Below are 18,748 nucleotides of genomic sequence, written 5' to 3' on the forward strand. Positions count from 1 at the left end.
GCAGTCAGTCGAGGGCGGCGGAAGGGGCGGTGGCGATGATGTCACCGCCATCGATCGGCGCGCCCGCGAGGAAAGCGGTGATTGCCTCAGCGGTCGGTGGGACGATGGCCTTGCCGGCGGCGAGGGCGCGGCGGGTGTGGCCTTCGGAGGCGGGGTGGAGTGGGGTGAAGCCGTCGATGGCGGCGTGGAGGGCGGCGTCGCGGCCGGGGGTGGCGTGGAGGAAGCGGACTTCGATGTCGGCGCAGGCGTCGAGGTCGATGCCGGCGGCGGTGGCCGCGGTGACGATGTGGGCTTCGACGTCTTCGGGGGCGCCGTCGCGGGCGGGGTCGGCGACGAGCACGAGCGTGCCCGGCGTTCCGCTCGGCGCTGCGGTGGCCCATGCGGACAGCAGCTCGGCCAGGCGATCGGTCCCGCGGTAAGCGGGGACCGCCAGTAGGCGGCGACCGGTCGCGGCAGACGGGTCGATCGCGACGTCGACGGCGGGCACGCGCGCGATCCGCGGTGGGCGCTCTTGCATCGCGGCGATGCGGTCGGCGTAGGCCGCGGCGACGGCGTCCCAGCCCAGCGCTTCAGCGGCGGCACGGGCGGCGGCGCCGCGGCGCGCGCGCTCCTCGGAGCCTGCGTCAGCGGCCTCGCGCAGCAACGCGACGAGCGCGTCGCGGTCGGGCTCGAGCATCCAGCCGTCGCCGGCCAGCGGCATGCCGCTGATCTGACGGCCCGGGATCAGGGCGCGCTGCGACGGGATCCGCCAGCCCGCGTCGGCCGGGCAAAACTCGTCGGTCGGGCCGCCGGCGGTGACGATCGCGGGCAGGCCGCAGGCCATCGCCTCCAGGACCGGCATCGCGAAGCCCTCGCCGCGATAGGGGTGCACGAGCACGTCGCAGGCGCGGTAGAGCGCGGCGACCTCGTCGTCGGTCAGCGTGCGCGTGAGGTGCGTGACGCGCGGGTCGCGCACCGCGAGCTCCTGCAACTCGGACCGGTCGCCGCCGCGGTAGACGCCGTCGGCGCCGAAGTCCTTGACCACCAGCGCGACGTCGTCGCGGCCGTCGCCGAACGCCTCAGACCACGCGCTCAGCAGCACGTCGATGCCCTTGCGCCCGATCGCGCCGCCGACGAAGAGGAACGTCGTCGCCGCGCCGCCCACGCCGTCGAGCGTCGGCCCGTCCGGCGCGTAGGCCTCCAGGTCGACGCCGTTGGGGACCACGCGCACGCGGTCAGCCTCGACGCCGCTCGACACGTACATGTCGCGCACGAACGCCGACGGCACCCACAGCTCGTCGACCACCGTGTTCAGCGGCGCGACCCACGCCTGCGGAACCGACCCGAACTCCCACGGCTGGATCAGCGCGAGGTGGCCCGAGCGCGGCGCCGAGAAGTCCGGCGGCCACTGGTGGCGCACCTCGACGTCGGCGGCGTGCGGCAGCGGCACGGGCGCGCGGTTCGGGCGATCAGTAGCCACCGCGTGCGCAATGACCCGGTCCCCGCCCACCCCGGCCGCCAGCTCAGCGACGACGCGGCGGTTGATCCGCGCCAGCGACGTCGGCGCGTCGTGCTCGCCGACCCAGGCGACCGCCGTGGCGGGCTCCTCGGTGACCAGCGACGGGCGCGCGCCGCCGTAGTACTGCTCAAGCTCGTCGACGTAGGCCGCAAAGCCGCGCGGCGCCTCGATGTTGGCCTGCAACGCCTCCAACAACCCGGCCTCGTTGGCCAGCCGCTCGAGCGCAGCCGTCAGCCCGGCGGCGTCGCCGCCGTCGAACGCGAGCCCGTCGACGCCGTCGCGGATCGCCTCGGCCAGCCCGCCCATGCGCGGCGCCAGCAGCGGGACGCGGCCCGCCAGGCACTCGGCGGCGGTCAGCGGCGCGCAGTCCCACCACAGCGACGGCAGCGCCGCCGTGTCGATCGTCGCCAGCAGGTCGGGTAGCTCCGACGGCTCGAACGCGCCGTGGATCTCGACCACGCCGCGGCGGTCCAGGCGCCGCAGCTCGCGCGCCATGCGCTCGGACACCTCGCCGTGGATGTGGATCCGCAGCTCGGCGGCGGCGTCCTGCGCGGCCGCGACCAGCAGCTGGGCGCCCTTGTGCGGGTAGACGGAGCCGAAGAAGCCGACGTGCAGCGGGCCGTCGGGATCGACGCGGCCGGGTTGGCGGTCGCGCCCCAGGCGCTCCCAGGCCTCGTCCTCGGCCGGCACGCACTGGCGGACGACGTCAAGCGCGGCGCCGTCGTAACCCTGGTCGATGAGCGTGCGGCGCACGCCGTGGGAGACCGTCAGGCAGGCGGTGATCGCGCGCGAGAACGCGTCGCGGATGCCGGCCAGGCGCACCTGGTGGCCGTCGGTGTCGGGGCTGCCGACGCAGGTCGCGCAGTCGGCGCCGGCGTCGCCCGGGCCGCCGCACAGCGACTGGTCGCCGTGCAGCAGGTAGAGGCGCGGGCAGACCAGCCAGTAGTTGTGCGTGGTGAAGTAGGACGGGATCCCGCGCGCGCCGGCCTCGTCGAGCAGCGCGGCGCCGAGGTTGTGCAGGTTGTGGAAGTGGATGACGTCCGGCTCGATGCGGTCGAGCAGGTCGGCGAACGCGGCGGTGATCGGCGGGTCGTCGAGCTCGCGACGCGGTTTGCCGAGGTCCATCAGGCCGTGCGGGCGGTTGTGCACGCCGACCAGGCGGACGCCGTCCTCCTCCCACTCGCGCAAGGCGTAGGGGACGCCGGACGGGTCGGGCGCAACAGCAGCGTGGAAGACCGTGACGTCCCAGCCGCGGCGTGCGAGCTCCTTGGCCGCAAAGCGCGGCAGCATCGTGCCGCCGCCTGAGTCGTTGAACCCGAACATCGTCATGACGAGCTTGCCGCGGTCACGCGCCGGTGCCGGCGCGGCGTGCTCAGCCAAGGCGGACATAGCCCGTCGCGCCATCGCCGGACGCGTCGTGCGTGCGGCGGGTCACCATGTTGGAGGAGTTGCCTTCGATGGTGTGGATCTTGCCCTCGGCGTCGACGGACTCGACGATGCCGATGTGCTGGCCGCCCCAGACGATCAGGTCGCCGGCCTGCGGCGGCTGGCCGGAGGCGGCGGGGTTCCAGCGGCCGGTGCGCTGGGCCCAGGCGGCGGTCGCCGAGACCGCGCCGAAGCCCTGGCCGGCCTCGCCGAGCGGGGCGCCCGCGTTCTTGGCCGCCCAGGAGACGAAGTAGTTGCACCACGGGCCGATGCCCGAGCCCGCGGTCGCGGTCCGGTACTCGGCGATCCGCGGCGAGTTGTTGGAGCCCGGCGGCTGCTCGGTCTGCCCGATCTCCTGCTGGGCGAAGGCGAGCGCCTTCTGGCCGGCGGTCTGGTCGGCGGCCGGCGTGGCGGTCGCCGCGGTGGCGGCGGTCGCGGTCGCGCCGGTGGTGGCGCCGCCCGCGGCCTGGTCCTGCAAGAGCGAGGCGAACTGCGAGGCGTCGGTGCCGGACGTCGAGGTCGTCGTCGGGACAGCGGTCGACGGCGGCACCAGACCCTGGCGCAGCTCGGCGATCCTCGCCATGACGTTTTCGACGCTCATTCCCCACCGTGATCGGCGGCTTCAGGCGATCCTTCAACGCCGGGCGTCGGGGCCCTGACCTCAACGACGAAGGGGCGGCCCGATGGGCCGCCCCTCGCCGTGGGTGTCAGATCAAGGGATCTGACGAATGTTCTTCGCTGAGCTAGGTGCTTAGCCCAAGAGACGCAGAACGTTCTGCGGGGCCTGGTTGGCCTGCGAGAGCATCGCGGTGCCGGCCTGCGAGAGGATCTGGTTCTTGGTCAGGGCGACCATCTCGTCCGCCATGTCCACGTCACGGATGCGGGACTCGGCCGCGGTCAGGTTCTCCGCGTACGAGGCCGCGACCGACAGGGAGTGGTCGAGGCGGTTCTGCACGGCACCGAAGGTGGCCCGGGCGGTCGACACGTTCTGGATGGCGGTGTCGATCTCCGAGATGTCCGAGGTACCGGCCTGGGTCAGCGTCGAGTACGACGTGCCCACCTGCGTGGAGAGGTTCACCAGGCTGACGCCAATCGTCTGCCCGTCGTTGGCGCCGACCTGGAAGGACACCGTGGTAGCGGCGGACAACAGGTTGATGCCGTTGAAGGAGGCCTGCGTGCCGATGCGGCTGATCTCAGACGCCAGCTGCGTGACCTCGTTCTGGATCGACGTGCGGGCGGCGTTGTCGAGCGAGCCGTTCTTGTACTGGACGGCGAGCTCACGGACGCGCTGCAGCATCGAGTGGACCTCGTCCAGGTTGCCCTCCGCCGTCTGAATCATGGAGGAGCCGTCCTGGATGTTCTTCTGCGCCTGCGCCAGGCCGCGGATCTGCGAGCGCATCGACTCGGAGATGCCAAGGCCAGCGGCGTCATCCGCAGCGCTGTTGATGCGGTAGCCCGAGGACAGGCGCTGCATCGACTTCGAGATGGCCGACGAGGTCTTGGACAGCGCGTTGTAGCTGTTCATTGCCTCGACGTTGTGCGTGATGCGAAGGGACATGCGTCGATCTCCTTGATGACGTTTGTGTTGGGGTCCCACAGCGACTCCTTGTCGCTGCTTGCTTCTACGCCGGATGATCGGCGACCCATAAGACCGGCTTGAGGAGCGTCCAGTGTCCGATGGACGCCTGTTGGTCCGAGGGCCGACTAGACGCGGACGTCGATGTGCGGCCGCCCGTCGTCGGGCGGCGGCGGCAGGTCCGGAAGGACCCCGTCCCGCCCACCCCGGCGCTTGCGGGGCGCCTGGCCCTCGCGCTCGCGCTTCTCTGTGGAGGAGTCGACCCGACGAACGCCGGGGATCTCACCGGGCCGGGCGGCGGGCCGCGGACCGATCGGATTGATGGGGTCCAACGGCACGGCTCAGCTCCTCTCTAGGGGGTCGGTGCGGCCGCAGCCGCTTGCGCACGCGCTTGGGCGGCGGCCCTCTCGGCCTCCGCCGCGGCGATCAGCCGCTCGCGTTCGGACTGCTGCTCCTGCGCTTTGGCGACGAGCCGCTTGCGGAGGTCTTCAAGCTCGGCGAGCGCGATGTGGCGCCAGACCGTCTGGGCGATCATCCACAGCGCCAGGTAGCCGACGATGCCGCCGACCAGGGCGCGCTCGAGCGCGTCCGGCCACGGGAGGCCGGTGCCGCGGGAGAGCTTGAGGACGAGCAGGAAGGCGATCAGGCCGCCCCAGCCCTTGGCGATCGCGATGTGGCGCCGCGCGCGCGGGTGAGCGGACAGGCGGATGCCGTCGCCGGCCGCGATCGGCGCGGCCTCCTCGGGGACGAGGACCTCGGTCGGCGCCTGGGCGTCAGCAGCCATCAGGCAAACCTCCGGCGCTGCTCGCGGGACATCTCGAAGGCGAGGTGCATCAAGCGGATCTGGTCGGTCCGCGCCAGGTCGGTGAACTGGAGGCCCGCGCGCTTGGCGGTCTCCAGGCGCACGACGCGGCCGCGGCCCTCGATGGGCTCGCCGCCGTCGCCGACGGCGAGCACGAACGAGATCAGCTCGTCGCGCTTCGGGCAGGCGGGAAGGCCGTCGACGAGCATGCCGCCGCCGGAGAGGTCGATCGCGTGGGCCTGGGTGCTCACAGGATCGTCATCGGCGTGCGCGCCGAGGAGCGTGAGGGGCAGGTCCACCGTCGCACGCACGTACTCGCGGCGCTTGAGCAGCTGCGGGCTGCCGCGGTGCGCGAAGCGGACGGTGTTCTCCTGGCGCATGCCCGCGCCGTGGCCGCGCGCGGCGCCGCGCCGGTAGGCGGGCACGTCGAGACGGCCGTGCATGCGGGCGATGCCGTCGTCGTTGATGAACTCGATCATCAACGCCGAGCGCTCCAGCTGCGGCTGCGGGGTGGCGGGCAGCTCGAGCAGGTCGAGGTCGAAGAATCCGGGCCCGGCGTTCGTAACGCGTACGAGGACCTGCTCGGTCTGGGGGACCGAGAGCAGGAGCTCGTCGCCGATGTCGGGCAGCAGCCGGTTCATGGGACCAGGTCGCGCGCGAGGTCGGTGGCCGACGCGGGCTTGAGGCCCGCCTCGACGGCCTGGCCGCGGGCCAGGAAGGACAGCGGCAGACCGGAGTCGACGGCCAGGCCGATGCCCGTGCCGAGCATCTCGGTCTCGTCGGTGTGGGTGAGGACCAGCGCGCCGACGCCCAGCTCGCGGACGCCGCCGACCAGCTCTTGTGCGGCTGCCGGACCGATCGTGGCCGGGACCGCGAGGTGCAGCTCGTCGGGCGCGAGCGCGTCGAGCTCGGTGCCGAGCGCGTGCAGCTCGCCGGTCGAGCGCGGCGAGACGCCGGGCGTGTCGATGATCACGAGGTGGTCGGCCCGCAGCGCGGCGATCCGGGCGGCGCCCTCCGCGCCGCTCTCGACCGCGTTGAGGTCGACGCCGTACGGCGCCAGCAGGCGTCGCAGCTCCGCGCCGCCGTCCGGCGAGCGCAGGGCGAGGACGGAGACGGGCATCAGGCCGTGGCGGGCGTGCGCTGCGGCCAGACGGGCGACGCAGCGCGTCTTGCCCGCGCCACCCGGTCCGACGAACCCGACCACGCCCGGCCCGCGGCGCAACGGCGCCGTCGGGATCCGGCGCGCAAGGGCGTCGACGACCAGCTCCTTGGGATCGACGTCGGGCATGAGCGGAGCCAAGCCGCCCATCGCCTCCTCGGCGATCGCGTCGGCCAGGCCCGTGCGCAGACCGCGCGCGACCAACCGCTCGGCGGCCAGCAGCGCCGCCGGAGGCAGCGCGGCCGGAGCGACCACGGGCGCCGGGACGACGATCGGATCCGGCACCGAGGCAGCCACTTCGGCGATCGCCTCGGCGGGCGTCTCGACGGGCGCCGGCGCCTCGGGCACAGGCGGCGCGGGGGGCGCGAAGAAGGGCGTCTCGGCGACGGGCTCCGGCTCGGCCGGCGCGATCGGCGCAGGCGCGTCGCCAACCGGCACGACGAGCGGCTGCTCGGCGGACGGCGGCTCGATGGCCTCGGCGGCGGGCGCGAAGGGCTCGATCGCCGGCGGCGTCGCGCCGCTGGGCGGCGCGGCGACGCCGGGCGTCGGCAGCGGGGCGGCGGTGGTCGGCGTGTGGGAGTCCTCGGCGGCGGGCGAGAGGCCGGCGGTGCCGAGGTAGTCGAAGTGACCGGTCTCCTGGTCCTCCTCGACGGCGGCCGGGAGCGGCTCGAGCTCGTCGTCGTCCTCCTCGTCGCCGTAGACCACCTCCCACTCGTCGTCGTCGATGACCTCGGCGTGCGAGGGCTCGACGCGCGGCGGCTCCTCCGCGACGGGCGCGGGCGGCTCCACGACGGGCGGCTCTTGCACCGGCGGCAGGCCGGCGTTGAACATCGCGGCCAGGTTGGAGGCCTGCGCCGGCGGCTCGGCCGGGAACAGGTCGTCCACGGTCACGTTGGTCGAGCCGGGCAACGCGTCGATCTCCGGCGCGGTCGCGGGACGGACGCCCGGCGCGTCCAGCAGGTCGGCCCCTCCGGCCAACCCCTGGCGCTCCTGCGCCTCCGCCAGCTGCTCGGCGAAGCGCGCGGCGATGTCCGGCGCGACCGCGTCGCCGGGGCGCACCTCGACCTCGATCTCACGCTTGGCGAAGAAGCCGCCGACGCCGCCGCTGGTCGTCTCCCTCCGCGACACGATGACCGCGTCGTCGCCCAGCTCCTGGCGGATGCGCGGAACGAGCTCCTCGAGCGAGCGTCCCCGATACGTGTATGTCTGCTGCTGGTCCTGTGGTGCCATCAGGCGTTCACGACTCCGATCGTCTCCACGCCGATCCCGGGTGCGATCTCGTTATAGGCGCACACCGAGAGCTGCGGCAGAGCCTGCTCGCACAGACGCCGGAGGTGCCGCCGCACGCGCGACGAGCAGATCAGCACCGGACGACGGCCGCGCGAGACGGCCTGCTCGACATGGTTCGACAACTGGTGCACCAAAGCCTGCGCGCGGGAGGGATCCATCGCCAGGTACTCGCCATCGGGCGTCTGCGCGATCGAGTCAGACACCTCCTGCTCCAGCGTCGGGTCCAGCGTGATGGCGCGCAGCGTGCGCTCCGCGTCCAGGTACGGGGAGACGATCGTGCGGCCCAGCGCCTGGCGTGCGTACTCGGCCAGCAGCTCCGGATCGCGCGTGACGCGGGCACGGTCGCCCGACGCCTCGACGATCGCGCCGAGGTCGCGGATCGACACGCCCTCGCGCAACAAAGCTTGCAAGACGCGCTGCAGCTCGCCGACGGACAGGAGGTCCGGGATGACCTCTTCGACGACGGCCTGGTTGTGCTCCTTGAGCGACTCGATCAGCATGCGCACGTCCTGACGGGTGAGCAGGTCGGCGGTGTGGCGCCGGATCGTCTCGGTCAGGTGCGTGACGACGACGCTTTCGGCGTCGACCACGGTGTACCCAAGCGCCTCGGCCTCCGCGCGCTGGGCGTCCGTGATCCAGACCGCGGCCATGCCGTAAGCCGGGTCGGTCGTGGGGATGCCGTCGAGGGTGCCAAACGCGTCGCCCGGATCGAGCGCGAGCTGGTGGCCGGCCATGATCTGGCCGCGCGTGACCTCGGTGCCGCGGACCTTGACGCTGTACTCGTGGCTCTGCAGCCCGAGCTCGTCGTGGATGCGGACCGACGGGATGATCGTCCCGACCTCGGCCGCGATCTGGCGGCGCACCGCGGAGACGCGCTGAAGCAGCGACCCGCCAGCGGACCCGTCGACCAGCGGCACCAGCCCAAAGCCGATGCACAGCTCCAGCGGGTCGAGGTTGAGCGCCTCGGCGACCTGGTCGCGCGGGGCGACCGGCGCGGCGGGCAGCGCCGCGGCGTCGACCTTGGCGGCCTCGGCGGCCGCGAGCTCCGTGGCGGCGGTCTTGGTCAGCCGGCGCCCGGCGTAGATGAACAGGCCGCCGATGACCAGGAACGGGATCTTCGGCAGGCCCGGGATCAGGGCGAAGAAGCAGATCACGACGCCCGCGACCATCGGGGCGCGATGCTGCTTGGAGATCTGGCCGACGACCTGGTTGCCGAGGTCCTTGTCGTCGCCTGAGCGGGTGACGATGATGCCCGTGGCGACCGAGATCAGCAGCGCCGGAATCTGCGCGCAGAGGCCGTCGCCAACGGACAGCAGCGAGAAGTGCTGGACGGCGTCGCCGAACTCGCGCTTCTGCATCATCACGCCGATGACGATGCCGCCGATCAGGTTGATCAGCGTGATGACCACGCCGGCCATCGCGTCGCCCTTGACGAACTTCGAGGCGCCGTCCATCGCGCCGTAGAAGTCGGCCTCTTCCGCGATCTCCTTGCGGCGCTTGCGCGCCTCGTCCTCGGTGATCTGCCCGGCGTTCAGGTCGGCGTCGATCGCCATCTGCTTGCCCGGCATGGCGTCCAAGGTGAAGCGCGCGCCGACCTCGGCCACACGGCCGGCACCGGCCGTGACGACCATGAACTGGATGATCACGAGGATCAGGAAGATCACGAGGCCGACGACGATGTTGCCGCCGATGACGAACTTGCCGAACGCCTCGACGACGTGGCCGGCGTCGCCGTGCAGCAGCACCAGGCGCGTGACCGAGATGTTGATGGCCAAGCGGAAGAGCGTCGTGATCAGCAGCAGCGACGGGAAGACCGAGAACTCCACGGCCTTCTTGACGTAGAGCGTCACGACCACGATCGCCAGCGCGCAGCTGATGTTCAGCGTGATCATCAGGTCCAGCAGCCACGACGGCAGCGGGACGATGAGCATCACGACGACCAGCACGACGACAGCCGCGCCGATCAGGTCGGTGTACTTGCCCATCTTGTTCAACATGTTGGTCATGGCGCTCGGGGGATCTGCGGTGGAGGGAGGGAAGCGGCTTACGCGGAGGCGAGCTTGCGGCGGCCGGCGACGCGGTAGACGTAGGCGAGGATCTGCGCCACCGCCTGGAAGAGCTCTTCGGGAATTTGCTGGCCGACCTCGACGGTGTTGGTCAGCGAACGAGCCAGCGGCGGGTCCGGGACGATCGGGACGCCGGACTCGGCGGCGATCTCGCGGATCTTCAGCGCGATCAGGTCCTGGCCCTTGGCGACCACGATCGGGGCCGTGGACTTGCCGTCGTACTTCAGCGCGACGGAGTAGTGCGTCGGGTTGGTGACGACGACGTCGGCGGTCGGGACGTCCTGCATCATCCGCGCCCGCGCGGCCTCGCGCTGGCGGCGGCGGATGGCGCCCTTGACCTCGGCGGGGAGGTCCTGGCCCTTGCCTTCCTCCTTGACCTCCTCCTTCTTCATCATGAGGCTCTTCTCGCGCGAGTGGCGCTGCCAGAAGTAGTCGATGACCCCGATGAAGAGGTAGGCGAAGGCGGCGCGGAAGGCGATGCCCTTGATCAGCGAGAAGATCGCGCCGCCGAGCTGCAACGGCGAGACGCCGACCATCGCGGCGTAGTCGGTCATGTGCGGCAGGAACGCGCCGAGCACGATCCAGCAGACGACGCCGAGCTTGACGATGTTCTTGACCAGCTCGACGAGGCCCTGCTTGCCGAGGATGCGCTTGATCCCCTGCTGCGGGTTCAAGCGCTTGAAGTTGGGCTTCAGCGCCTTCTTCTTGGGCTTGAGGCCGACCTGGGCGAGGTTGACGACGATCGCGGTCAGCGCGCAGATGCCGACGACCGGCGCCAGCGCCATCGCGGTGTCCGTGCCGCTGCGCATCATCAGGTTGCTGATCGTGGAGAGCGTGACCGGGTCGGTGGAGCCGCCCAGCGCGAGCGCGTCGCGGATCCCGGCGGCCATCCGCGCGACCATCATCGGCCCGGCGAGCGACAGCGCGATCAGGCCGCCGAGCATGACCGTGGCGCCGCTGAGGTCCGCGGACTTGGCGACGTTGCCCTCCTCGCGCGCCTTCTCGCGGCGCTTGGGTGTCGCCTTCTCTGTCTTGTCAGGATCGGCCACGGACCATCACCTCCCTAGCCGACGCGAAGCGTGTCGAGGGCCATGCGGACGTCGGTCTGAAGCTCGGTGCCGAGCCAGTTGGCGACGAACGGCATCGTCGCACCGATGAGCATCAGGCCGAGCACGACCTTGGCGGGCACGGCGACCTGAAAGGCGTTGAGCGTCGGGACGACGCGGGTGACCATGCCGAACGCGGCGTCGGTCAGGATCAGGGCGAGCAGGACCGGCCCGGCGACCTGTAGCGCGGAGGTGAAGATCCCCGTGAAGGACTCGGTGGCGCCGGCGACGACGTGGTTGATGGACGGGTACTCGAGCAGCCCGACCACGTCGTAGGTCTTGGCCAGGCCCTTGATGACCCACGCGTCACCGCCGATGGCGATGAACACCATCAAGCCGATCGTCGAGTACATCATGCTGAGGATCGCCGAGTTGTTGCCGTTGACCGGGTCGACCAGCGAGCCGAACGAAAAGCCGACCGTCGTGTCCAGGAACGAGCCGGCGACCGACAACGCCGCGAAGGTCGCAGCCAAGGTGTAGGCGAACGCCGAGCCGACCAGCAGCTCCTTGGCGAGCAGGCCGCCGATGTCCATCACGTCGGTCGGCAGGTGCATGTCGCCCGAGACGACCGGCGACAGGCCGATCGCCAGGCCCAGCGCCAGCACCGTCTTGACGCGCGGCGGCACGAGCTTGGACGAGAACAACGGCGCCAGCAGGAAGAGCGGCGAGATCCGGGCCAGGACCAGGAAGAACGCGAGGACCCGCTGCTCACCGAACTCGGTGATCAGCGTCTGCGCGGACTGTTGGAGCTGCCCGCCCACCTACCCGACCATGTTGGGGATCGACGACCACAGCTCGGTCGTGTACGACAGCAGCTGGTTGAGCATCCAGGGCCCACCGACGACCAGCACGACGGCCATCGCCAGCACCTTCGGGATGAAGGAGAGCGTCTGCTCCTGGATCGAGGTGACGGCCTGGATGATCGAGATCAGGACGCCCACGACCAGGCCGACGCCGAGCAGCGGGATCGAGATCTTCAGCGCCAGGCTCATGGCCTGGGTCGCGAGCGAGATGACGACGTCGGTGTCCATCAGTGGAACGACTCCACGAGCGAGCGGGTGACCAAGTCCCAGCCGTCCACGAGGACGAACAGCAGGATCTTGAAGGGCAGGCTGATGAACGCGGGCGGCAGCATCATCATGCCCATGGACATGAGGGTGGAGCTGACCACCAGGTCGATCACCAGGAACGGCAGGAAGATCAAAAAGCCGATCTGGAACGCCGTCTTGAGCTCGGAGATGATGAAGGCCGGGATCAGGACGTAGGTCGGGACGTCGGCGCGCGTCTTGGGGCGCTTCTCCTTGGCGAGGTTCACGAACAGCGCCAGGTCCTTGGTCCGGGTCTGCTTGAACATGAACTCGCGCAGCGGCTTCTGACCGCGCTCGAAGGCCTGCTTCTGGGTGATCTTGTGCGAGGTCAGCGGGTCGATCGCCTCGGACTTGATCTCCTTGAAGGTCGGCATCATCACGAAGAGCGTCAGGAACATCGCGATGCCCGCGAGGACCTGGTTGGGCGGCGCGGTCGGCGTGCCGAGGCCGGTGCGGATGAAGCCCAGGACGATCAGGATCCGCGTGAAGCCCGTGACGCAGAACAGCAGCGCCGGGATCAGCGAGATCGCGCCGACGAGGATCAGCAGCTGGACGGCGTTGGAGCCGTCCTGCGAGACGGCCGAGCCGGACTGCGCGGCCTGGGCGAGGATCGCGGCGGTCATCGCGCGGTCCGCTCGCGGAGGCGGTCCAGCGTGCCGGCCATCAGCAGCTTGACCTTCGTGGACGGCGCACCGGACGACAGCTCGCGGGCGTCGCCGTCGACGTCGCCGACGCGCAGCAGCGGCTGCTCGATCAGGCCGAGGTCGAGCGCCTCGTCCTCGGAGTAGGTCCGGATCGGGACGATGCCGTGCTCAGCGGAGCCGACGAGCACGAGCTCGCGGCCGGCGCGGATCAGGTGCACCGAGCGGTTGGGGCCGAGCGGGAGCGTCGCCTCGGTCGACAGGCCGGTCCCCATGGGACCGTCCGCCGAGGACGACTTCTTCATCTGGCGCAGGACCCAGGTCAGGCCGTAGATGACAGCCACGACGACGGCCAGGCCGACGAACGTGCGCGCGAGACCGCCGCCGCTGCCACCCACGTGGGCGTCAGACGCGGAGGACGCGCCGTCAGCCGGAAGGTTGAGCGCGGTCTTCTCGCCGTAGGGGTCGCTCGTGGTCGACGTCCCCGCCGCGAGGGCGAAGGTCGTCGGCGCCAGGAGGACGCAGAGGAGTGCGGCCGCGACGGCGGCCGTGAGGGCACGGAATGGCTTCACAGGAGGGACTCGGTAGGTCGGGAGGGACGACCAGCCAGTCCATGAATCGGCCTGTGCGCAACGAACTTGAGAGTGGTGCGTGGACGTTCGTCGTACTGCGAACGTCCGGGGCGCTACGCGGCCAGCGCGGGCGGCTCGCCGGCGGGCAACTCGGCCGGCTCGAACGCCGCAGGCTCGCCGGCGGGCTTGCGCTCGGCGCCGTTGACCTCGGTGATGCGCAGGCCGAACTGCTCGTCGATGACCACGACCTCGCCGCGGGCGATCGGACGCCCGTTGACGAGCAGGTCGACGGGCTTGTCGGCCAGGCGGTCCAGCGTCACGACCGAGCCCTGGCCCAGCGACATCGTCTCGCCGAGCGACATGTGGGTGCGGCCGACCTCGACGGTCAGCTCCACGGTGACGTCCGTCAAGCGCGACAGGTCAGCCTCGCCCAGGGGCAGGCCGGACAGGCCGTCGCCGTCGGAAAGGGGGGTGAACTCCACGTCGGTCATCAGAGGTGCTCCTTCGCGTCCGTGCGGGGTGCGGGGACTACTGGACGGCCAGATCGGTGAACAGGACGTCCTCGGCCTCTACGTCGGTCTCATGGTGGATCCGCTTGAGCACGGCCTCCTGGAGCTTCAGACGCGACTTCTCCTTGACCAGGCGGTTCGCGTTGATGTCCGTGAGCGTGTCGGTGATGATCGAGCGGATCGCGGCCTCCTGGGGCAGCGTGCCGTAGCCGTCCGGGGGCGTCGTCGCCTCGTGCCCGCCGCCGCTGGCCTCCGCGACCGCCTCCTCGAGGTAGCCGTGCTTGAGCACCAGCGCCGCGTTGAGCTTGGCGAACTTGCCGCTCGCCAGGTTGATGAGGAAGTCCTTGGGCATGATGTACACCGACCCCTCGATCTTCTTCTTGGGCACGACCGGCGCAGGCGCCAGCACGAACTTGTAGACGCCACCGACCACCAGCAGGAGGACGGGGATGAGGATCTTGATGTTCTTCATGGCGGGAGTTAGTGCGAGGAGGAGGACGAGGACGTGGAGGTCACGGACTGCTTGAAGTCCGGCTTGATCGAGGGGATCTTGGCCGCGGTGGCCTTGGACTCCGTCGAGGTGACGGCGGTCAGGCGCGGGACGAGAATCTCCACACGCCGGTTCATCGACCGGCCGGCGTCAGACTTGTTGTCCGCGATCGGGCTGTAGGCGCCGCGTCCGGCGGCGGTCATCCGCAGCGGCGAGATGCCGTCGCGAGCGAACGCCCGGAAGATCGAGTTGGCACGCTCGGTCGAGAGCGCCAGGTTGTCGGCGAACCGGCCGGTGGCAATCGGCTGGTTGTCGGTGTTGCCCGAGATGATCAGCTGGTGGTCCTTGGCCGTCACCGCAAGCAAGTCGGCGACGTCCTTGAGCAGCGGCAGCGACGGCGGCCGCGGCACCGCCGAGCCGCTGTCGAACAGCAGCTTGTCGGTGAGCAGGCGGATCAGCAGGCCGTCGTCGGTGACCGACACCTTGATCTTGCCCGACAGCCCCTGGGCGGTCGCGACCGAGTCGAGCTTCTTCTTGAGCTTCTCGAACGACTGCTCCTCGGCGTTGCCGGCCGCGCCGGTCTTGTTCTTGGAGACCGAGGTGTCGCTCTTCGGCGAGCCCACGTAGGGCTGAAGCGACGATTCCTTGGGCGCGGCGGACGGCGTCTTGATGTTCTGGACGCCGCCGGCCTCCTTGATCGACTGCCCGCCGGGCAGCACCTTGCCCGAGAAGGCGTCCTGCAGCGAGTGCTGCAACGACTCCAGCTTGGACTTGTTGACCGAGGAGATCGAGAACAGGACCATGAACAACGCCACGAGCAGCGTCATCAGGTCCGCGTAGGTGACCAGCCAGCGCTCGTCTGGATGCTCGCCGTGGTCGTCGCCACGTTTCTTCTTGCCGCCGCCGTGCCCACTCATCGTCGGGCCTCTTAGGCGGCCTGTGCGTCGACGGCCTTGAGGTCGGCCTTGCCGTCGCCACCGTTCTCGACCGCGTCACGCTCGGCCGGGGCGAGGAAGCTCAACAGCTTCTGCTGCACCATGCGGGGGTTGTCGCCCGCCTGGATCGCGAGGATGCCCTCGACGATGAGGGATCGCTCGGCGACCTCCTTGGCGCTGAGCATCTGCAGCGAGTAGCAGACCGGCATGTAGACGACGTTCGCCGAGCCCACGCCGTAAAGCGTGGCGATGAACGCGCCGGAGATGGCCGGGCCGAGCGTCTCAGGGGCGCTCAGGTTGGAGAGCACGTGCACCAGCGAGACGACGGTGCCGAGCACCCCGATGGTCGGGGCCACGCCGCCGGCCTTCTCGAAGACCGCGGCGCCCATCTTGTGGCGTGCCGCCATCGCGTCGATCTCGGAGTCCAGGATGTCCCGCAGGAGGTCCGGGTCGGTGCCGTCGACGATCAGCTGCATGCCCTTGCGCATGAACGGCTCGTCGATCGCCTCGATCTCCTCCTCGAGCGCGAGCAGGCCGTCCTTGCGGGCCCGCTCGGCGAAGGAGACGAGGGTCTTGACCCGAGCGCCCATGTCGGGCTGCTCGGTCATGATCGCCTTCATGTACAGCTTGGGGATCGCCATGAAGCGCTTCATCCCCACGCCCGCGAAGATCGCCCCGCCGGTGCCACCCAACACGATGATCAACGCGTTGATGTTGAGCAGCATGGGGGGCGCGACGCCCTCCATGATGCCCGCCATGATGATGGCGGCGCTGGCGATTCCGATTCCGATTGCGGTAGCGGCCTTCATGATCTCTCTCTAGATGGTCGGCCGCTGCAGACCGGACTTCAGCCAGGTGTTGGCGCTGGGACTAGCCCAGCGCCTTCTCGATCGCGGACAGGACGCGGTCGGCCTGGAAGGGCTTCACGACGAAGTCCTTGGCGCCGAGCTTGATCGACTCGAGGACCTTGGACTCCTGGCCCAGGGCCGAGCACATGACGACCTTCGCGCCGGGATCGACGGCGATGATCTCCTTGAGGGCGGCGAGGCCGTCCTTCTCGGGCATGGTGATGTCGAGCGTCATGACGTCGGGGCGCAGCTCCTGGAAGCGCGCCACCGCCTCGGCGCCGTTAGCGGCTTCGCCAACGATCTCGTGGCCGCCGCCGCTGAGGGCGTCGGTCACCATCTTGCGCATGAACGCTGCGTCGTCGACGACGAGCACGCGAGCCATCAGACTGCTACCTCCATAGGGGTGGGGTCAGGGGGAGTGGGGGAAGTGGGGGACGACGCTCCGAGGACGGTCTCGATCCGAACGGCGAGGCCGCCGTCGTCGGAGACCACCAGCCGGCCGGTCGCAAAGCGCATCCCGTCGGCGTAGAGGTCGATCGGCGCCTCGACGGCGCGGTCGAGCTCGACCACGGCGCCGCTTGGCAGCGCGACGATCCGGCCCGACGGCATCCGCGTGCGCCCGAGCTCGGCCCAGACGCGGACGCTGATGTCCCGCAGGGCGTCGCCGAGCGGCGCGTCGTCGTGGCTCTCGGTCATCTCGTCCAGCGCGCGCGTCATGCGCACGATGAACGCGTTGGGGACCAGCTGCACGAGCAGGCAGGGGGCCCCGCAGAAGGTGAAGGTGACGGCGGTCGCGTGGCCGGGGTGCTCCCAGCCCTCACCGCCCGCGTCGGGCGAGTCGAGCTGGCGGACGTCCGGCGGCGCGATCTCGACCTCTTCGTCGAGCACCTTGGAGGTCGCCATCGCGGCGGCCGACATCATCTGGTTCATCGCCTCGCCGACGGCGCTGAACTCCAGCTCCGACAGCTCGCCGCCAGCCTCGACGGTCATGGGATCCATGCCCATCATCGCCGCGGCCAGGCGCCGCGCGCCCTCCAGGCCGATGACCATCACGTTGCCGCCGGTGACGCCGTCGACGTAGGAGACGTCGGCCGCGATCGCCGGGAACGTCGCGTCGGAGAACGGCGACTGGTCCGGCGGGACGACCCGGACCGAGCCCGGGTTGACGCCGTCGGGGCTGAACATCTGGAGCACGCCCTGGACCGCTTCCGAGGTGGAAGCGCCAAGACGCAGCAGTGCCTGCTCGCCGTTCATCAGGGCTGAATCTCCACGGGTCCGAGGATCTGCACGGCGCGGTGCTTGCCGCTGCGGCCGCCGCGGGCGCGGTGGACCGGGGTGCGGTCGGCGAAGAGCGTGATCTCGGTGTCGGCGTTGGCGTCGAGCTTGATCACATCGCCGGGCTGGAGCTTGAGGATCTCGTCGAGCGTCAGCTGCGTATCGGCGACCTCGGCGCGCATCGAGACCTCGACGTGGCTGAGGCCCTCGTTGACGGCGGCCGCGACGACCTCGTCGCGGACCTTGACCTCTTCGTCGTGGCGCGAGAACGCCGAGGCGACCGGCGCGATCGCCGCGTAGGGGATCAGCAGCGCCATCGTGGACGAGAGCCCGTCCAGGCGCGCCTCGAGCGTCAGCGCGAGCGTCGGCTCCGAGCCGGCCGCGACCTGCACGGTCTCCGGCTGGGTGTCGACCATCGCGATGTCGAGCGTCATCTCCGACACGTCGAACCAGACCGATGAGAGCGCCTCGACGATCGTCGTGAACAGGCGCTGGACGACCATCAGGTCGATGTCGGTCAGCTCGCGGTCGCGCGAGGCCGTCTCGGGACGGCCGCCGAGCATCCGCTCCAGCGCGATCAGCACGACCGGCAGCTCGGCGCACATGAGCATGCGGCCCTCGTGCGGCGCGGTGTCGATCTGGATGTAGGCCGAGTGGTCCGGGACCTGCGCGAACGCGTTGGCCCAGGTGAACTGCCCGACGTCGATGACCTCCATCTCGATCGCCGTGCGGTGCTCGGCGACCAGGCGCGTCGTCGCGCGCTCGGTGAAGGTGTCCATTGCGCGGCGGATCCGCCGCTCCTGGTCGGTCGTGAACTTCGTCGGGCGCGTGAAGTCGACGGTGCGCAGCCAGCGGGCACGGCGGCCCTGGCGCTCCTCCGACTCCATCGGCATGTTGCCCTCGCTCGCACGAGCGAAGAGCTTTTCGATCTCGTTGGCGTCGAGGAACCCACTCATGCGACTAGAGCAGCCTTTCCGGCCGTCACGTTGCCGAGGAGATGCTCCTCGGACCCGCCGGCCTCGCGGACGGTGATGCTGATCTCGTTGCCGACGGCGACGCGGATCGTGCGGCCCTTGGAGCCGCCGGTCGCGGTCGCGCGCACCGGGATGCGGTGCTCGCCGAGCAGCTTGGTGACGGCCTGCCCGTTGCGCTGGCCGATGTCCTGACCGCTGCCGCCGAACTGGAACATCGCGGCGCCGCCCACGAGGCAGGCCTCGAGGCGGATCCGGGACGCGCCCTTGGCGATGATCATGTCGATCAGCGCCGGGACGGCGAGGTCCGCGAACTTGTGGGGCTGCGGGGGATCAGGCTGGGAGGACTCGGGCAGCATCACATGGGCCAACGCGGCCACGCCCTTGGCGCGGTCGACGAGGGCCAGGCCGATGCACGACCCCAGGCCGATGCACGCCAGGGTGTCCCCGGCGATGCTGGAGGCGGACGCCTCGCCCATGCGGACGACGGTCTCCAT

21 protein-coding genes are annotated in these 18,748 nt (G+C 70.6%); all 21 read right to left on the minus strand.

What is annotated here, in order from left to right; all coding sequences use genetic code 11:
- Window positions 1-4: 4 nt before the first annotated feature.
- Complete coding sequence (locus ACT01A_RS15195; RefSeq protein WP_445147930.1) at window positions 5-2,887, minus strand: glycosyltransferase; 2,883 nt, start codon at window positions 2,885-2,887, stop codon at window positions 5-7.
- Window positions 2,871-3,506 (minus strand): CHAP domain-containing protein, encoded by a 636-nt coding sequence (locus ACT01A_RS15200; protein ID WP_445147931.1) that lies wholly within the window; start codon window positions 3,504-3,506, stop codon window positions 2,871-2,873. The genes ACT01A_RS15195 and ACT01A_RS15200 overlap by 17 nt, the downstream gene beginning before the upstream one ends.
- A gap of 168 nt (window positions 3,507-3,674) precedes the next feature.
- The gene (locus tag ACT01A_RS15205; protein WP_445147932.1) at window positions 3,675-4,481 is read right to left on the minus strand and encodes a flagellin N-terminal helical domain-containing protein; all 807 of its coding nucleotides are present in this window, start codon (window positions 4,479-4,481) and stop codon (window positions 3,675-3,677) included.
- A 146-nt stretch (window positions 4,482-4,627) separates the two neighbouring features.
- Window positions 4,628-4,837 (minus strand): hypothetical protein, encoded by a 210-nt coding sequence (locus tag ACT01A_RS15210; RefSeq protein WP_445147933.1) that lies wholly within the window; start codon window positions 4,835-4,837, stop codon window positions 4,628-4,630.
- A 14-nt stretch (window positions 4,838-4,851) separates the two neighbouring features.
- Entirely contained in the window at window positions 4,852-5,283 is a 432-nt protein-coding gene (locus ACT01A_RS15215) for a hypothetical protein (RefSeq protein WP_445147934.1), read from the minus strand.
- On the minus strand, window positions 5,283-5,942 hold the full coding sequence (locus ACT01A_RS15220) for a PilZ domain-containing protein (RefSeq protein WP_445147935.1): 660 nt from the start codon (window positions 5,940-5,942) through the stop codon (window positions 5,283-5,285). Before ACT01A_RS15220 ends, ACT01A_RS15215 begins: the two co-directional genes overlap by 1 nt.
- Window positions 5,939-7,690: a hypothetical protein gene (locus tag ACT01A_RS15225; protein ID WP_445147936.1), complete on the minus strand. Its 1,752-nt coding sequence runs from the start codon at window positions 7,688-7,690 to the stop codon at window positions 5,939-5,941. The genes ACT01A_RS15220 and ACT01A_RS15225 overlap by 4 nt, the downstream gene beginning before the upstream one ends.
- Window positions 7,690-9,756 carry a flagellar biosynthesis protein FlhA gene (gene flhA / locus ACT01A_RS15230; RefSeq protein ID WP_445147937.1) on the minus strand — a complete coding sequence of 689 codons (2,067 nt, stop codon included), beginning with the start codon at window positions 9,754-9,756 and terminating at the stop codon, window positions 7,690-7,692. Before flhA ends, ACT01A_RS15225 begins: the two co-directional genes overlap by 1 nt.
- A gap of 38 nt (window positions 9,757-9,794) precedes the next feature.
- Window positions 9,795-10,865, minus strand: coding sequence for a flagellar biosynthesis protein FlhB (gene flhB, locus ACT01A_RS15235; RefSeq protein ID WP_445147938.1), 1,071 nt, complete (start codon window positions 10,863-10,865; stop codon window positions 9,795-9,797).
- A 14-nt stretch (window positions 10,866-10,879) separates the two neighbouring features.
- Window positions 10,880-11,683 carry a flagellar biosynthetic protein FliR gene (locus ACT01A_RS15240; RefSeq protein WP_445147939.1) on the minus strand — a complete coding sequence of 268 codons (804 nt, stop codon included), beginning with the start codon at window positions 11,681-11,683 and terminating at the stop codon, window positions 10,880-10,882.
- Window positions 11,684-11,953 (minus strand): flagellar biosynthesis protein FliQ, encoded by a 270-nt coding sequence (gene fliQ, locus ACT01A_RS15245; RefSeq protein WP_445147940.1) that lies wholly within the window; start codon window positions 11,951-11,953, stop codon window positions 11,684-11,686.
- Entirely contained in the window at window positions 11,953-12,633 is a 681-nt protein-coding gene (gene fliP / locus ACT01A_RS15250; protein WP_445147941.1) for a flagellar type III secretion system pore protein FliP, read from the minus strand. The genes fliQ and fliP overlap by 1 nt, the downstream gene beginning before the upstream one ends.
- Window positions 12,630-13,223: a FliO/MopB family protein gene (locus tag ACT01A_RS15255; protein WP_445147942.1), complete on the minus strand. Its 594-nt coding sequence runs from the start codon at window positions 13,221-13,223 to the stop codon at window positions 12,630-12,632. The genes fliP and ACT01A_RS15255 overlap by 4 nt, the downstream gene beginning before the upstream one ends.
- A 113-nt stretch (window positions 13,224-13,336) precedes the next feature.
- Complete coding sequence (gene fliN, locus ACT01A_RS15260; RefSeq protein WP_445147943.1) at window positions 13,337-13,714, minus strand: flagellar motor switch protein FliN; 378 nt, start codon at window positions 13,712-13,714, stop codon at window positions 13,337-13,339.
- A 37-nt stretch (window positions 13,715-13,751) separates the two neighbouring features.
- The gene (locus tag ACT01A_RS15265) at window positions 13,752-14,204 is read right to left on the minus strand and encodes a flagellar basal body-associated FliL family protein (protein ID WP_445147944.1); all 453 of its coding nucleotides are present in this window, start codon (window positions 14,202-14,204) and stop codon (window positions 13,752-13,754) included.
- Window positions 14,205-14,212: 8 nt separating this feature from the next.
- Window positions 14,213-15,139, minus strand: coding sequence for a flagellar motor protein MotB (locus ACT01A_RS15270; RefSeq protein WP_445147945.1), 927 nt, complete (start codon window positions 15,137-15,139; stop codon window positions 14,213-14,215).
- Window positions 15,140-15,150: 11 nt separating this feature from the next.
- Window positions 15,151-15,966, minus strand: a complete 816-nt coding sequence (locus ACT01A_RS15275) for a motility protein A (RefSeq protein WP_445147946.1) — start codon at window positions 15,964-15,966, stop codon at window positions 15,151-15,153.
- Between the two features lie 61 nt (window positions 15,967-16,027).
- Window positions 16,028-16,387, minus strand: coding sequence for a response regulator (locus ACT01A_RS15280; RefSeq protein WP_445147947.1), 360 nt, complete (start codon window positions 16,385-16,387; stop codon window positions 16,028-16,030).
- Window positions 16,387-17,259 carry a FliM/FliN family flagellar motor switch protein gene (locus tag ACT01A_RS15285; protein ID WP_445147948.1) on the minus strand — a complete coding sequence of 291 codons (873 nt, stop codon included), beginning with the start codon at window positions 17,257-17,259 and terminating at the stop codon, window positions 16,387-16,389. Before ACT01A_RS15285 ends, ACT01A_RS15280 begins: the two co-directional genes overlap by 1 nt.
- On the minus strand, window positions 17,259-18,236 hold the full coding sequence (locus ACT01A_RS15290; RefSeq protein ID WP_445147949.1) for a flagellar motor switch protein FliM: 978 nt from the start codon (window positions 18,234-18,236) through the stop codon (window positions 17,259-17,261). Before ACT01A_RS15290 ends, ACT01A_RS15285 begins: the two co-directional genes overlap by 1 nt.
- Window positions 18,233-18,748, minus strand: a complete 516-nt coding sequence (locus tag ACT01A_RS15295; protein WP_445147950.1) for a chemotaxis protein CheD — start codon at window positions 18,746-18,748, stop codon at window positions 18,233-18,235. Before ACT01A_RS15295 ends, ACT01A_RS15290 begins: the two co-directional genes overlap by 4 nt.

The sequence above is a fragment of the Baekduia sp. Peel2402 genome, assembly GCF_052567285.1.